At 53.3% G+C, this 16,416-nt stretch carries 12 protein-coding genes; 3 read left to right on the top strand and 9 right to left on the bottom strand.

The features are described 5' to 3' along the window. The first annotated feature begins 30 nt into the window (after nt 1-30). Nucleotides 31-1,578 carry an alpha-L-arabinofuranosidase C-terminal domain-containing protein gene (locus tag PP263_RS08425; protein WP_308367957.1) on the top strand — a complete coding sequence of 516 codons (1,548 nt, stop codon included), beginning with the start codon at nt 31-33 and terminating at the stop codon, nt 1,576-1,578. Nucleotides 1,579-1,734: 156 nt separating this feature from the next. Here PP263_RS08425 and PP263_RS08420 read toward each other — a convergent pair whose 3' ends face one another. The 9 genes from PP263_RS08420 to PP263_RS08380 all read right to left on the bottom strand — a co-directional run bounded on the left by PP263_RS08420 (nt 1,735) and on the right by PP263_RS08380 (nt 12,753). Next, nucleotides 1,735-2,394: an HAD family phosphatase gene (locus tag PP263_RS08420; RefSeq protein ID WP_308367956.1), complete on the bottom strand. Its 660-nt coding sequence runs from the start codon at nt 2,392-2,394 to the stop codon at nt 1,735-1,737. A gap of 738 nt (nt 2,395-3,132) precedes the next feature. Further along, complete coding sequence (locus PP263_RS08415; RefSeq protein WP_308367955.1) at nt 3,133-3,747, bottom strand: hypothetical protein; 615 nt, start codon at nt 3,745-3,747, stop codon at nt 3,133-3,135. Between the two features lie 633 nt (nt 3,748-4,380). After that, nucleotides 4,381-4,986, bottom strand: coding sequence for a hypothetical protein (locus tag PP263_RS08410; RefSeq protein ID WP_308367954.1), 606 nt, complete (start codon nt 4,984-4,986; stop codon nt 4,381-4,383). 1 nt (nt 4,987) lies between these two features. Then, nucleotides 4,988-5,821: an RHS repeat-associated core domain-containing protein gene (locus PP263_RS08405; protein ID WP_308367953.1), complete on the bottom strand. Its 834-nt coding sequence runs from the start codon at nt 5,819-5,821 to the stop codon at nt 4,988-4,990. Nucleotides 5,822-6,017: 196 nt separating this feature from the next. Further along, nucleotides 6,018-6,554, bottom strand: coding sequence for a hypothetical protein (locus PP263_RS08400; protein ID WP_308367952.1), 537 nt, complete (start codon nt 6,552-6,554; stop codon nt 6,018-6,020). 135 nt (nt 6,555-6,689) lie between these two features. Then, a complete protein-coding gene (locus PP263_RS08395) occupies nt 6,690-7,301 on the bottom strand; it encodes a hypothetical protein (RefSeq protein ID WP_308367951.1) in 612 nt (203 codons plus the stop codon). Between the two features lie 396 nt (nt 7,302-7,697). Next, nucleotides 7,698-8,924, bottom strand: coding sequence for an IS256 family transposase (locus PP263_RS08390; RefSeq protein WP_308368583.1), 1,227 nt, complete (start codon nt 8,922-8,924; stop codon nt 7,698-7,700). Between the two features lie 57 nt (nt 8,925-8,981). Continuing rightward, nucleotides 8,982-9,410, bottom strand: coding sequence for a hypothetical protein (locus tag PP263_RS08385; RefSeq protein WP_308367949.1), 429 nt, complete (start codon nt 9,408-9,410; stop codon nt 8,982-8,984). 592 nt (nt 9,411-10,002) lie between these two features. Next, on the bottom strand, nt 10,003-12,753 hold the full coding sequence (locus PP263_RS08380) for an immunoglobulin-like domain-containing protein (protein WP_308367948.1): 2,751 nt from the start codon (nt 12,751-12,753) through the stop codon (nt 10,003-10,005). 416 nt (nt 12,754-13,169) lie between these two features. Here PP263_RS08380 and PP263_RS08375 point away from each other — a divergent pair, with 416 nt between their 5' ends. Both PP263_RS08375 and PP263_RS08370 read left to right on the top strand, forming a co-directional pair. Further along, nucleotides 13,170-13,481: a hypothetical protein gene (locus tag PP263_RS08375; RefSeq protein ID WP_308367946.1), complete on the top strand. Its 312-nt coding sequence runs from the start codon at nt 13,170-13,172 to the stop codon at nt 13,479-13,481. Nucleotides 13,482-13,554: 73 nt separating this feature from the next. Continuing rightward, the gene (locus tag PP263_RS08370) at nt 13,555-16,371 is read left to right on the top strand and encodes a TonB-dependent receptor (RefSeq protein ID WP_308367945.1); all 2,817 of its coding nucleotides are present in this window, start codon (nt 13,555-13,557) and stop codon (nt 16,369-16,371) included. Nucleotides 16,372-16,416 lie beyond the last annotated feature (45 nt).

Here is a 16,416-nt window from a genome sequence, read left to right as displayed (position 1 = left end):
ATAATCCAATAAATGATAGAGAGGAAACCCATGAAAGCGTCAATAAGAAGATGGTTGGCACTCGCCGCCTGCAGTTTGTCACTGCCGCTGTCTGCGGCGGAAATCAGCCGGATTGAAATCGATAGTACACAGCCGGGCCCGCGCATCCACCGGGACATCTACGGCCAGTTCGCTGAACACCTGGGGCGCGGTATCTACGAGGGCATCTGGGTGGGTGAAGATTCGGAAATCGAAAACATCCGCGGCTTCCGCACCGATGTGATCGAAGCACTGCGGGACATCAAGGTGCCACTGGTGCGCTGGCCAGGCGGCTGCTTCGCCGACGAGTACCGCTGGCGCGATGGCATAGGTCCGCGGGACCAGCGCCCCGTGCGAGTCAACACCCACTGGGGCGGCGTACCCGAAGATAATGCCTTCGGCACTCACGAATTTTTCGAGCTGGTGGAACTGCTCGGCGCCGAAGCTTATGTCAACGGCAACCTGGGCACCGGCACACCGCGTGAGATGGCCGAGTGGCTGGAATACATGACCGGTGACAGCAATTCGGCTGTAGTGGAAGAGCGCCGCAAAAACGGCCGCGACAAGCCGTGGAAAGTCGCCTACTTCGGTGTCGGCAACGAGGCTTGGGGTTGCGGCGGCAATATGCGTCCAGAGTACTACGCCGATCTCTACAACCACTACGCCACCTTCCTCAAAAGCCCCCACGGAACGCGCCCGAAACTGGTTGCCAGCGGCGGCACTGACGTCCGCACAGACTGGACCGAAGTGCTGAGCGCGAATATCCGCGATGCGAGCGGTATCAGCCACCACTTCTACACACTGCCCACCGGCAATTGGAACGATAAGGGCGAATCCACCGGTTTCGGTGAAGACATGTGGATCTCCACCCTGTGGCAGACACTGCGCATGGATGAATTTATCCGCAAAAACAAAAAGGTATTGGACAAGAACGATCCGGAGAAAAAACTGGACTTCTATGTGGACGAATGGGGCACTTGGTACAACCCGGAGAAGGGACGCGAGCCCGGCTTCCTGTACCAGCAGAACACCCTGCGCGACGCATTGGTGGCAGCGCTCAACTTCAATATTTTCCACGACCACGCTGACCGGGTGACCATGACCAACATCGCACAGATGGTGAATGTGCTTCAGGCCATGATTCTCACGGAAGGCGAACAAATGGTGCTGACGCCCACCTACCATACCTTCGGCATGTACAAGGTTTTCCAGGATGCCACCGCGCTGCCACTGGAGATCGAGAATCCGCTGAGCTATAGCCACGGTGACGTTACCGTCCCCGCCATCAGCGCCTCCGCTGCCCGCGGCAAGGACGGGCGCCTCTACCTCTCCCTGGTCAACCTGAACCCGGACTCCGCCCAACAGGTAGCGGTGCGCGTCAAGGGCGAGGAAGTTAAGGAAGCGGAAGGCCAGTTGCTGACCGCCAATCAAATGGATGCACACAATACCTTCGCAAAACCGCAAGCTATTAAGCCTGCGGGTTATCGGGCCAAGGCGAATACCGGAAGCCTGACTCTCGAAGTGCCGGCCAAGTCGGTACTGGTGGTTGCCTTGAACTGATTCCCACGACGCAGGGGCGAACTTATGTTCGCCCCTAACAAGGCGCTCTCGTCGTTCCGGCGCAGGCCGGAACCCAGGTGCTGCGGAGCTGGATACTGGACCGGATCAGGTCCGGCATGACGTTCCTGCTCCTGCACTGGTATACGAGAAGCTGTTTCAGAGAAGTCTTCTCTCCACCCACTCCCCGACCTCATCCATCCGCGCGAATTTCTCCCTTGCCCTGGAGAAGTCGTGGTGCATTGACATATCGTTCGGAACCACCAGGCAATCGATGCCGGCCTCGGCGGCCGCGTTCAGGCCGGCTTCCGTATCCTCGACGGCGAGGCATTCCTTCGCAGACAGGCCGAGACGTTGCATGGCCAGCAGGTAGCCTTCCGGGTGCGGCTTGTTGCGCTGCACATCGTCCCCAGACACTACGGTTGCAAACAGGGACAGCAGAGAGTGGGTGCGTGTTGTGGCGGTTACCACCTCCTGCCCGGAACCGGTAACAATGGCCAGCTGCAGGCCCAGCGCGTGAAAACGGCGGACTGTCTCCCGGGCGCCGGGCATCAGTGGAAATGACTTCCGGGATATAAAGTCGCTCATTGCGAGCACTTTTTCCCTTACGAGAGAATCCGGCTCCGCTTCGATGGAAAAGCGGGAAACCATATCGAGCGCATTCGCCCGGCTTGGAACACCTGCGTAATGGTCCCTGTACTGCTGCTCACTCAGGTCTACGCCGTAGCCCGAAAGTACCTTTCTCCATATCCTGAAATGTTCGGGCTCCGAGTCCACGAGGGTTCCGTCGTGATCGAAGAGGATGGCCTTGATTGACAAGAGTACACCTATGCTTGGTTGGTAGCCTTACGCCTGAATTGAACGGAAGGGGGTTGCATTCGGTTTATAAAAATACAAGCCACTGTGATTATTGGCAAGTTTCCGTGTCAGGCGATTCTGCGTAAAAGTAATACAAATTCTGCCTTGAGATGTTTGTGCCGAACGAAAAATTTCACTCTGACACCAATATTCAAAAGTATTAAAGGTGCACAGTGCACAGCACTATTGCTTCTTTTGGTTATGGTACCTCTAAAAATTAGTTTCTCGTCACCCCCGCGAAGGCGGGGGTCCAGTAACCGCGGGGTTTCTGGATTCTCTCGTGAGCTTCGCTGCTCTGACGAGTCGCGGGAATGGCGATTTTTTGGAGGTCCCTGTTAGCCACATAAAGGAAGTATGAACAAATACATTGATTTATTTATGCAAGGCTGCTGCAGCCTGAAATGGAAGAGTCTTGGATTGTGGTCAAGATGAATTTGGTGACACTTTGCTTGGGTCTCTCGAATGAAGTTCTGGACTTAAAAGGTATAAGCGGGGATAGTTGCTTGGCCTCTAGCGGCGTAAATGGATAGACACCGGCAGATGACATGCTTTGGTTTCCATCTTCAGTTCATCATCTGATATTAAAGTGAGGTAAGTTGACGTGCCAATTTTTGCCTATCAATCCCTGAACTCCAACTCCAGCACTGAACACGGTATAAGCGCGTCAAACTCGCAGCATTTCACCAGGATGACCCACAATCATCTGGCATCGAGCAGCGGCCGCTGGGCGCTGGGGATGCCCACCGCTGAGGGGGCATCGCCCGATGTTCGGTGCACGGCCCCGCAGAGCTTCTGTCGACGGCATCGCAAGGCTTTATGAATAAAGGCCAGCACGACAATACAGGCTTTCTCAGCATGATAGAGGGCAAAGCGCGGCAGACCCACCAGCACCTTATCCGGGCGCTCGGTGGATGCGACCTGTTGGTTTACGGCGAGCTGGACGGCAGCCACAGCCAGTGGAGTTCCATGCAGCAGAATGCCGGCCAATTGTTTTCCGCTTCGTCGGCGAGCAAGGCGTGCAACTGTTTCAGTGTCCATAAAAGTAATGGGAGTATGCACAAATTCCTTGGCGAGGGCGCAGGATGGATAGCCATCAAGAGCAACAATGTAAATGCCGTTTTCGTGCATGTTCCGAATTCCATCGCCAAAAGTGAGTCGGGTACCGTTGACTTCTACAAGGCGATCAATAATCACTTGATGCATTCGGGAGCCGGTCAGATCGATATTGTTATGGGGGATACCAACCAGCCCAGGGATGGATTTACCCAGGGAGCGGCAAGCAAAGCCGTAGGGCAGGTATTCGCCGATGCACATCCAGGTACAACCATACAGCCCTACGATTCATATCAAAAAAGCTTTGGCGGCACTAATAGCACTGGGACGAGTAAATACGATGTAGCAGTGTACAACACAGGTACTGTAAGAGTTGGCAATATGATCTACCTGTCACAGTGCACGCCGGTATCTGACGGGGGCGGCAGGCATGTCGCGGCGGTTACTGACCATATGGGTATTGGTGTGACGGTAGTAAAATAGCCGCTTGATCGGTTGGCTCAGGCCTAATTGTCTGCTACTTGTCCGTCATAGGATAATCGGCAGTCTGCTCTGTTTTGCTTGATTGACAACCGTCGGTGAAAGTGAAAGAAACGTCAGGGCGCCGGTAAATTACTCGAGAATAAAGGGAGTCCCATGTGAGAAGTCATGGGAATACTGGGCGCCGCCAGGATGCCCAGCTCCAGCCCAAGGGGCCATAGGCCCCGTCTTAAGCCACTTTGAGCGGCTCACAAATTTAAAGCTCCGGCTTTGCCACTCATAAGTATGAACAAGTGCATTGATTTATTTTTGCAAAGCTACCCAGTGAGTATCCTCCTCCCATGCCACCTTTCCAACTTATCTCCATACACTGTGACTAGTACAACTCCTTACTCAAGTAGAGCAGTTCAGATTCTAGTTTCTCAAAATTTCAAATTTAACTGGCTTTAGTTCAATAATGCGACCGTATTTAGACCATTCTTTGTCTTTGCTATATAAGTTATTTATGGCGTCAATATCATATTCTTTGACTGAATAAAGATACTTTAAATTGTTTGGTCTAGGAATGTATATCCAATTCGAGTTGTAGGCTTCGCAATCAACGACACCCAGTAAATATGACACGCTGAAACTCCCAGAAGATAATTCGTATAGCTCTGTCAGATTATATTTAGCGGAGATGGTTTTATTTTGAGGGACTATAAAAATTGCGATGTTTTGATTTTCAATATCGAAGTCTCCTTTTCGGCTTATATATCTAGCTAATTTTCCCTTGTAATCTTTCACAGAAAACATATCTTGATAAGTGGTGTCTGCAGGGATAGATTTTGAGTCTGACCAATATTGTAGGCAGGCGGATTTTCCTGAATTATTCTTAAAGTTAATCTCTAGAATAATATTGTCCTTCCTTTCTGAAGGAATAATTTTTCCTGTGAGCTGGTATGCAGAAGATTCAGCAATACTTGTCGTTGTTAATAGTGAAAAAGCTATTGCTAATATATTTCTGTGCAAGGTTTTCATATCAAAATCCACAGTATTCTGAGTATATTAAACATGCATAACTGTCTGCATTCTCTGGCATAGGGAATTCAAGTCTGATGCCTTTCCGTATTTCGTAGCTTTTGTAGAACTCAATAATCGATGAAGCTGTTACAAGATGGGCAGTCTCATGAATTACAGTGCTTTGCCTGGCTTCAGGATTTCTGTCATTAAGAAAATCTTTGTTAAAATAAATGCTATATTTTTGCCCATCCGTAACATAGGCTCTGGCTGGCCTGCCATTAATGTCTTTTACGTTATCATCACCCCTGTTCAGAAGCACACCTTGACCTTCTGGACCAATACGTCTTGCCATAGAGGAAAATCTATTTGATAGATCTTTCAGCTCTTTGCTACCTTTGAAGCTATTGCCGAATTTTTCTTTCACTGCGTTTACTGCTGAATTCTCAGCTTCGGTAAGGGAGTCAGTTCCACTATTTTTATTTTTTTTCGAGATTCTTGCTAAAGAGTCACTTATTCTTTGGGCTTTAACTCGAGCAGCCTGAGCAGCTGTTAATGCATTATTGCATTGGTCATCATAAAGATTTCCACATTTTGCCTTTCCGGAGGGGTCGATAGAATTTATAGGGTCATTTCCTACATATGCATATAAATTCATTCCTTCTTTATAACCAAGTGGGTCTGCTTGCATAAATCGCCCAAGGCTGGCATTGTAGAATCTGGCTTTGTAGTAGTACAGCCCGATTTCCTCCAGCCATACCTGCCCAGTGTACTGGAAACGGCCCGTATTGCCGGAGGCGCGGTTGCCGTACTCGTCGTAGGCGTTGATGGTGTAGCTGGCGCAACCATACGCCAACCTGTGTACAGGCGCGTAACCTTAGAAGGCATCGATACAAAACAGGGATACCAGGAAGAGCAGGCACCAACTGTACAGGCTGTTGTATTGACAGTGATTCTGGTTTCGCTTTCTTTCGCCACCTTGTATGGCCTTAACATTTTTTTTGTTCTCTACATAGAAAAATTGGTACAAGACTGCCGGCAATTGCAGGTGATTATTCGTGTTCCCAAACCTTCTTGAATTCGAGACCGGTAAACCCATTCTGCATATACTGGATATAAAAATCAGTATCTGGATTGGGAAAACCTGAAACGCAGATCGATAAAGTCGATTGCTGTGGATCACGGAAAATGCAGCAGCGGTCGAAAGCGGAACGCCGGTAGGGTGGCGCGACCATGTTGGCAATCAACTGTCTGGCCATCTCCTTTGACGGGCGATTCGGATCTTTCGGTGGTATTGCCTCTATGGCTGTTATGGGATGGATCAGTACATACTCGTCGTCATCCAACCCGCGGATGGTGATCGGCAGTATCTCACAATCGGCTTCTAGGCATGGCCGTATTCGCTTCAACACCGAGCGGCTGCAGGCGAAATTGCCGGAAGATACATCGAAGAAATCGCCGCGCTTGAGGCTCGTATCCAAAAGGTAATATTCAGACGTACGCCAGCGCTCGGCGATAGGTTCCATCCGTTGCCGGTCCACCGCAAGAGCCAAACCGACTTCCCTGCTCTCGTTCGTCATATTCAGCATTTGATATGCGTCATTGCTACTGATGCGATATGCCGTTACCAAAACCTGCCCCCCTGTGAAAGTGATTCCCGCACACCATCCAGCATATCCCTGACGCCTTGTGCATCGTTCTTGTTGTAGGCCTCCTGGCAAAGATTATTTATGGCTTGATAGTATTCCCTTGTGTGAATATTCGTGTTTCCAAACCTTCTTGAATTCGAGACCGGTAAACCCATTCTGCATATACTGGATATAAAAATCAGTATCTGGATTGGGAAAACCTGAAACGCAGATCGATAAAGTCGATTGCTGTGGATCACGGAAAATGCAGCAGCGGTCGAAGGCGGAGCGCCGGTAGGGCGGCGCGACCATGTTGGCGATCAACTGCCTGGCCATCTCCTTTGAGGAGCGATTCGGGTCTCTTGGCGGTATGGCCTCTATGACCGTTATGGGGTGAATCAGCACATAGTCGTCGTCATCTAGCCCGCGAATGGTGATTGGCAGTATCTCGCAATCCTCTTCGACACAGGGTCTTATCCGTTCCAGCACTGAACGGCTACAGGCAAAATTGCCGCTATAGGCATTGAAAACGTCTCCACGCTTCCTTCCTGGATACAATATCTGGTACTCGGATGTCCGCCAGCGATTGGCTATGGGCTCCAGCGGCCGCTCAAATACCGCAAGGGCTAGACCGACAGCTTCGCTCTCGTTCGCCTTTTCAATCGTCTGGTATTCCTCATCAAATGTGATGCGATATGCCGTTACCAAAATCTTTCCCCCCGTGAAAGTGCTTCGCGCGCGCCATCCAGCATATCCCTGACGCCTTGCGCACCGTTCTGGTTGTAGGCTTCCTGGCAAAGATCATTTATGGCTTGATAGTATTCCCTTGTGTGAATATTCTGGTGCGGCAAAGCCTTGGTGGGTGCAAGACTGCCGGCAATTGCAGATGATTATTCGTGTTTCCAAACCTTCTTGAATTCGAGACCGGTAAACCCATTCTGCATATACTGGATATAAAAATCAGTATCTGTATTGGGAAAGCCCGAAACACAGATTGATAAACTTGATTGCTGTGGGTCGCGAAAGATGCAGCAGTGATCGAAAGCGGAGCGCCGGTAGGGTGGAGGCTGTAAATAATTCTGTGTAACCGCCCGTACCAGTTGGTTACTGGTAATCGGTCAAGCGATCACCAAATTCAATCATAAAACGGTTCAGTGCTGGCTTCCAGTTGCGGATGGGCATCGTCCACTTTTTCGCTGCGGACTGCATGGCCAAGAAGACTACCTTCATCGCCGAGTCGTCCGTTGGGAACACCTTCCGCTGTTTCGTCGCCTTGCGGATAACGCTGTTTAGGGACTCAATGGCGTTGGTGGTGTAGATCACTTTCCGGATCTCTGGCGGATACTCAAACAGAGTGATCAGGTTTGGCCAGTGGGTTGCCCAGGACTTGCTGATCTGCGGGTACTTGTCGTCCCACTTCTCCGCAAAGCGCTCCAGCTCCGCGTGTGCTGCCGTTTCGGTAACTGAGGTGTAGACCTCCTTCAGGTCAGCCGTTACGGCCTTGTAGTCCTTCCAGGAAACGTATTTCAGCGAGTTACGGATCATGTGCACAATGCACAGTTGAACCTTGGTCTCCGGGTATTCCGCCGCGATGGCTTCCGGGAAGCCTTTCAGGCCATCCACGCAGGCGATCAGGATGTCTTGCAGTCCGCGGTTCTTCAGCTCGGTGAGTACGGATAGCCAGAACTTGGCGCCTTCCGTTTCCGCCAGCCACAGACCCAGCAGCTCCTTCTGTCCCTCCATGTTGACGCCAAGGGCGACGTACATGGCCTTGTTGATGACCCGCTTGTTCTGGCGGATTTTCAGAACGATGCAGTCCAGGTAGACAATCGGGTAGACGGCATCAAGGGGGCGGCTCTGCCACTCGGTGACCGTCTCCATGACCTGCTCGGTGACCTTGGAGACGAGTGTTGCCGAGACGTCCGCATCGTACATCTCCTTGAAAGCATCCACGATATCGCGGGTGCTCATCCCTTTCGCGTACAGCGCCAGAATCTGGTTGTCCATCTGCGTCAGGCGGGTTTGCCCTTTGCGCACAAACTGGGGCTCGAAGGTGCCAGAGCGGTCTCTGGGGGCATTGATCTCGACTTCGCCGTGCTGGCCCTTCAGGCGTTTGGAGCTGGTGCCGTTGCGGCTATTGCCGGAACCACGCCCTACTGGATCATGCTTGTCGTAGCCCAGGTGGTCGTCCAGCTCCGCGCCTAGCGCCGCCTCCACTGTCATCTTCACCAGCTTCTGGGTAAGGTCGTTCAGGTCGGCCTCGGACTTGACGCCCTTGGCCAGCTCAGTGACGTGGGCTTTGAGTTGTTGTTCCAGGTCGTGGTTTTTCATTGTTCTGCTCATAGTATCCTCTGGTGCAGAGTACGGAGGCATGAGCAGTTACACAATTTAATTTACAATCTCGTAGGGTGGCGCGACCATGTTGGCAATCAACTGTCTGGCCATTTCCTTTGGCGAGCTATTCGGGTCTCTCGGCGGCATTGCCTCAATGACTGTTATGGGATGGATCAGTACATAGTCGTCGTCATCCAGTCCGCGGATGGTGATCGGCAGTATCTCACAATCCGCCTCTATACATGGCCTTATTCGCTCCAGCACCGAGCGGCTGCAGGCGAAATTTCCGGAAGACACACCGAAGAAATCACCTCGCTCGAGATCCGAATCCAGAATATCGTATTCCGCGCGCTGCCACTGTCTGATAATAGGTTCTGCTGGCCACTGGGCTACCGCAAGGGATGCCCCCCCTTCCCAGCTTTTGTCCGTCATCTTGATCATTTGATAAGTGTCGTCATTGTAGATTCGATACGCTTTTACCAAAATCTTACTCCCTGTGAAAGTGATTCGCTTACACCGTCCAGCATCTCTCTGACACCCTGCGCATCGTTTACGTCATAGGCCTCTTCTCAAAGGTTCTTTATGGTTTCATAATAGTTATCGGTATGAATGCCCTGAGGGAGTGCACTGGTGGGTGATAGACCAGCAAGACCCGGTCAGTGTCACCATCCCAGTAACAAAACATCCGCTACCATCACACCCCCAATTCGGCGTTACTTCACTCGCACTAATGTTAGAGGCTTTGGCTGTAACAGCACACAATCCAAGCATTATCAGAGGAAGGCCCTGGGCTGACAGCGCCCGCTTCTGGCCGCTGGTATACCGGTTCAACTTCATCCTGTTGGAAAAAACCTGCTTTTGCAGCTCCTATCCACTGGGGGATAAAAAACTCACCATTTGGCGGTTCGAATTTCCGGCATCTAGTATTCCACCAGCCGCGAATCCTATTTAGCCACAGAGTGAAGCTGTAGGCGTTGTCGGCGATCAGGTGTCAAGAAGCGCTACGCTGGAGCCGCCATCATATACCGCAGCCTAGCCGGCTACGCCCTTGTTCAAAGCCATAGCCGGCGATTGCTTACGGCACAGCGTTGGCCTTGACTGTGACCTGGAATTCCTTGACCTGCTGTTCGTCGTTCAATGTCAGGGCGGCAGTGAGGGTGACTTCCGTATCCACGCTTGGTTGGGTGACCCTGCCGGTTTCGCCGTGAATACTGATTATCGATGGATTCGATGAGCTCCAACTGATGGCGCTGGCGTAGGCGCCGCTTGCCGGCAGGAAGAGGTCTTCGCGTACAGCGCTGAGGTCGCCCAGATCCAGCAGGTTGGCCGCGGACGACAGCAGTTCGCTGTTGGATTTGGGTGTTATATCCATGAACTGGATTTCCTCCGCGGAGAGGGCGCTGTCGTAGACCTTCAGTTCGTCGATCAAACCGTTGTAGGGTGTATTCCAGTAGTTGACGCCGAGCGCGAACCTGCCGTTGGCGCCGGTGAAGAAATCATCCAGGGTGCCTCCAGAGAATTTCTGTACACCATTCAGGTAAACATTGACCTGACCCTGTTTTACCGCAAAGGCCATATGAGTCCACTCGCCAGTGGGAATGCGCTCGCCGGCAGAACCATCGAACCACTGTTCACTGCCGCTCCAGACCATGGTGTTGTCGTCCCAGCTCTGGGGTAGGAAGCTGATCCAGCGGGTGGAGTAAGGAATGCTGCCGCTGTTCAGCTGCTCGTCCACTGCACCGAAGAAGGCGGTGGTGGAGGTGCTGATGCTGGTGGGATTGGCCCAAAAGGATACGGTGTACTCGTAGTTGTCGATCAACTTTTGCGGCAGCAGTACGCCGTTGGTGCCATTCAGTTGAAGGGCCTGGCCGCTCTGGCCAGTGCTGTAAGCGATGTTGCCAGAGTTCCAGATGCGGTCGGCTGTAGCAGTCCCGGTGCCAAAGCGGCCGAGGGAATCCGCAAGGTCATTTTCAAAGGTGAAGTGGGCGCTGCGGTTATAGGGCAGCCGCTGCGGCACTTGTACGGTGAAGGACTCGCTGAGGGTTTCGCCGTTCAGGCTGATGGTGGCGGTGAGGATGGCGCTGGCGTCGCCGCTGCCGACATTCGGGCGGGTGACGCGGCCGTCGCTGTTGATCACCAGCTCGTCACTGCTACTCCAGTCTATTTCCGCTGCGAGGTTACCGCGTTTGGGCAAATTGAGGGCGCTGTCCTTGGCTATGGCGGGTTGCTTCAGGTCCGCGGCGATATCCGCCAACACTTCGCCGGTACTGCGCGGTGCCATGCGGCTGCCCCAGATGGATTCGCCCTGGTCGTTAAGCGCAGTGAATATCGGCACCAGTTCGCCGGCGCTGTCGTTCCACTGCCACTGTATTACACCGCGATAGTTTTTGCTTTCGTCATCGACTGTGAGTTCCAGGTCGATGCGCTTCGGATCGTCCGCAAAAAGCGTGTAACGGCCGGTGGCCTCGCCGGTAATGCTGCCGTCTTCGCTCAGGGTGATGTACAGGCTTCCCCTGGCGGTGCGGTTGATGTCCTTGCCGTGATCGATGAACTTGTAGTTCCCCGGCAGGTCTCCGGCGTCCACGACATTGTTGCCGTCGATGGGTGCGTAGCGGTGGGGAGATACCACCGGCCAGTCGTCGGCGTTGATAAACATTTCGTGCACGCGGATTGCGTGCTCTTCGCCTCGGTCGGGGAAGCGGGTGTGGGCAATCAGGAAATGCCGGCCGGTATCGGCATCGTAGTAGGCGGAGTTGTGGCCTGGGGACAGGTAGCCGCGGCTGGGCTCCGGGTCGCCTGGATCGGATTCGAACACGAAACCACCCATCAGCTTGACGCCGTAGGGTGCGATGCTGGATAAGCCTCCGCGAGAGGAGGCCATATCCCGCCCCTCGGCATCCAGGAAGGGGCCGTCGGGGTTGCGCGAGCGGGCTACGCGGATGTTGTAGCCGTCGGTTGAAACGTAGCCGCCGAAGGACATGAACAGGTAGTAGTAGTTGCTCTCCGGGCTGTAGAGCATGTAACTGCCTTCAATGGCGCTATGGTTGCCTCCGGCCAGGTGTTTGCCGTAACCCTGACCGGGTTTGGGCTTGGCAGTGGCTTCGTCCATCTCCAGGATAAAGATGCCTCCGGAATAGGAGCCATAGGTCATCCAGAGTTTGCCGCCATTGTCATAGAAGACATCGGGGTCAATGGTATTTGGATGAATGGTGGGATCGTAGCTCTCGACGCCCTCGGGGCCGTAGCCTTCGGCGATTTCTCCGGCGGTCATGCCGGAACGCAGGAAGATGCCGAGATCGATATAGGGCCCTTCGATACTGTCGGACACCGCTACCCCCAGGTAGGAGCGGGGTAGGTTGCAGTCACCGGCTTCGCTTTCGGGGTTGGCGCAGTGGTTGTAGTAGAAGTAGTAGCGACCGTCATTCAGCCGGATCACGTCCGCCGCCCAGGAGCCCTGGTGGCCTACCCACTCGATCCCTTCGGATATCTCGCTGGCGTAGGTATTGAACAGCGGGTTGGTATCGTTCGCCCCCTCCGCAACCCTTTTCCAGGTCATTAAGTCGGTGGATTTGGCGGCGGCCAGATGGGAGCCAAAGACATAGAAGGTGCCGTCCTGATCGCGGATCACCGAGGGATCGTGAACCGCCATATCGTTGTAGCTGATGGCCGCAGCGTCTGCGGTCGGGCCCGGCAGATCTTCGGCTGGAGGCTGTCCGATAGGGGGTTCTCCCGCAGGAGTTTCATTTTCATTGGACTTGCCAGAGCCGCCGCAACCGGCAGTGACGAGAATGCCCGCCAGAAGTAACGCCATTGTTGATGTTTTCATGAGTATTTCCTTTGGCCCCCTTTTGTCATTATTATAAATATCGTATTACAATATTATTAAGAGATAAATAAAGGAATAGCATAGGCCCAAAAGAGGTCAATTTTTGGGCTAGTGCTAGCTTTCTAGTCCTATTTTGAGCTAGCGGATCACTAAATACCTCAATTTGTGACGTTTAAACCTTTTATAGTATATGAATGTGATAAGTTTGATCAAAGGAAGAGAGTTGGGTCATAAATTCCAGTGGAGCGCTGGCGGTGTTGCAGACTGACAGTCAACGATAGTCATGAAAGTCACAAAAGTTCTGATGAATAATCATAGAATATAACAAAAAGCGCTTTTTTACCGTTGACGCCCAAAATTTTGCTGGATAACATGGCCAATTGTAATACAAATAAAAGCCACGCAGGCGATTTTCAATGGTAGTAGCCAGCTACCTGACCAATAACAACAACGGTGCGCGCCGAGGCCTCAGTGCGTACCGGATAATAACGGGAGAGGAGCAAGCGATGATCGAACCGCGTTTATTCCGCATGCCTGCCGTCGCACCCGCCACCCCGGCAGGCTCCTGCGCCGAGCTGTTTGGCGGCGCCCTCCCCGATACCGAGACAGACTGTGTGCTCAGTGAGCGCCACTCCGACCTTGAAAGCCACCAACCTCTTTTGTGCGACAAAGCTGTTCAGTCGGCAACGGCGTTGCGCACGGGAGATGTTGGCAGGATCTCACGCTGATCTTGCGGGGCTGCAGCTAGCCAGGGCCCTGTAATTTCGGCAACAAAAATAAACTCAAATGGGAGATGATTGTATGTTCAAACAGCGTTTGCTCTGTTCCTCCATAGCCACGGTGACTGCCCTGGGTGGCCTGCAGGCCGCCCAGGCGCAGGATGCGGAACTGATAGAGGAGATTGTGATTACTGGCGTTCGTGCCAGTTTGAAGAAGGCGATCGACATCAAGCAGGAGAAGTTCCAGATTGTCGATTCCATCGTTGCTGAGGACATCGGCAAATTCCCCGACAATAACGTGGTGGAAGCCCTACAGCGGGTTTCCGGTGTGCAGGTGACCGATCGCGGAACCGGCGAGGTGAACAGGGTTGCCATCCGTGGCCTTGACGACGTCACCACCACCATCAACGGCCGTCAGATCTTTACTTCAGCCGGTCGCGCCGTAGCGCTTGCGGATATTCCGGCGAGCCTGCTGAAGAGCGTGGATGTCTACAAGACCCGTTCCGCCAACCAGATCGAAAGCGGCATAGCCGGCCAGATCGATATTCACACCCAGCGTCCGTTCGACTTTAGCGGTAGCAAAGTGGTACTGGCGGGGCGCGGGATCCAGCAGGAACAAGCGGACTCCACCGATCCGAACCTGAGCGGCTTGTTCAGCAATCGCTGGGAAACCAGCGCCGGCGAATTCGGTGCGCTGGTGAACGTTTCCTATGCTGAAACCAATTACCGCGACCAGAGTATTACCCCCGGCGCCTTAGTACCTTTCGTAACTGCTGATGCCCCCGATGGCTGGGCGCCCTACGAGCGTATCTTCCTCACCGATGGACGCGTGAGCGAAGATCCCATCTGGCAGGCGGGCCTGGAATCTGGTCTGCCCTACGGCGCCGGCTCCACTCTGCAGATGAACGGCGAGGAAGTGGAGTACGTGCTTGGCCGCGATGCCATTTTCGCGAGTGATTTCACCGGCGAACGCAAGCGCCCTGCAGCTAATATTTCTCTGCAGTGGGCTCCAAACGAGCGCTCCGAGTATCTGTTTGAGGCTTTCTACAACGGCTACCGCAACGAGTCATTCAACTCGCTGATGTTCTCCTTCGCAGACTGGTGGGGTGACGCTTCCGACTTACCGCGCGGTGGTGAGGTAGAGTTTTATCCGGGTACGAATGTAGTCAAGGCCCGTGATGTGGCGGCGCCATACGGTTTTACCAGCGGCGATCTGACTGAAAGCAAAACTGACAGCTACGTTTATGCGCTGGGCGGCAAGTGGGATATCAGCGACAGCTTCCGCCTGGAGTCTGAACTCGTTTACCAGGACAGCGAATTCGAGTCCAATTTCGTTGCCATGCGTACCGATCGCGTAGCCTATGGCATAGGTGTGGACTTTAACAGCGGCGGCGGCATGCCGGACCTGGAATTCTACGACAACCCGGCCACTGAGGTGGATGAGAGCGATCTGACCGACACTTCCCAGTGGAATGTTGCCCAGTTGTACGATAACGGTGATAGCAGCGAAGGGGATGCGGTCACCCTAACCTTGGATGGTGAGCTGGATGTGAATTTTGGCTGGGTCAACCTTCTTAGCTTTGGTCTGCGCCATGACGTGCGTGGGGCTTCCGAAGCTACTCGTGGACAGGATCGCCATATCGCCGATCTGGCTGCGCAAGGCCGAGGTGTATCGTTCAGCGAGCTCAACGAGGATGCGGTGTACACCAGCCGTAGTTTCTTCGACGGCCGTACAGATATTCCCAGCTCTTGGGTGGTGGCTAATGGCCACTATCTGAGCGATCATATTGACGAAGTCCGCGCACTCTACGGCTTCGAAGCGGAACCGCTGGAAACCACTTTCGATATCGACGAGACCACTACGTCTCTGTACGTGCAGGCAGACTTCGAAACCGAGCTCGTCGGCAGGGTACTGGATGGCCAGTTCGGCCTGCGCTATGTCACTGCCGATACCGATATGACGTTTTACGATATCGATGTGGATCCGGGATTGCCGGGTTATGAGAGCGATGCGTCCGCCAGCAATTCCAAACTGCTGCCGAGCTTCGTCGCCCGCTATCACCTGACTGATGATTTGATGGCGCGTTTCGCCTATACCGAGACACTGCGCCGTCCGAATTTTGATCAACTGAATTCGTTCATCTACTATTTCGATGATGTGACCAATATCGGTTACGGCACCGCCTCCAGCGGCAATCCGGACCTGAAGCCGGTGGAGTCGCAGAACTTCGATCTGTCGCTGGAGTGGTATTTCTCCGATGCCAGTGCGCTTTACGGTACCCTGTTCCGTCGTAATGTGGACGGCTTCGTCTACGATTCGGTGCGCCGCGTTACGTATCAGGCGCCGGATGCGGACGCGCCTTATCCGTACATTCTTTCCCAGCCGGACAACAGTTCCGATGGTGTTCTGGAAGGGCTGGAACTGGGCTTGATCTACTTTCCGGAAAACCTGCCGGAACTACTTGACGGTTTCGGCATTCAGGCCAGCTACACGGCGCTGGATTCCGAACAGAATATCCCGGTATACGACGAACAGGGTAACAAGATTGGTACGGACGAGACTCCGGTATTCGGCGTGTCCGATTCCTCTTACAGTGTAGTATTAGCCTACGACAAAGGATCTCTGGACATGCGTCTGTCCTATGTATGGCGCGACGACTTCCTCAACAACTATGAGGCGCGCCAGTTTGCCAACCCGCTGGGGGTGTATCGTAAGGCGGAGACCAGTATGGATTTCCAGGCGAGTTACGACGTTACGGATAGTTTGCTGATCACCTTTGATGCGACCAACCTGACAGACGAGGAGTATCAGAGCTACTACGAAGAGCCGACCATCTACAATTTCGGTTCCGCTATCTATAGCCGCACCTTTGCATTGGGCGCGCGCTATTCCTTCTGATAAGACCTCGCGTCTCACAGTCAAGGCAGCCTTCGGGCTGCCTTT

The sequence above is a fragment of the Microbulbifer sp. TB1203 genome (assembly GCF_030997045.1).
Taxonomy (GTDB): domain Bacteria; phylum Pseudomonadota; class Gammaproteobacteria; order Pseudomonadales; family Cellvibrionaceae; genus Microbulbifer.
Note: the sequence above shows the minus strand (reverse complement) of the source record. Positions and strands in the feature narration are given on the sequence as shown.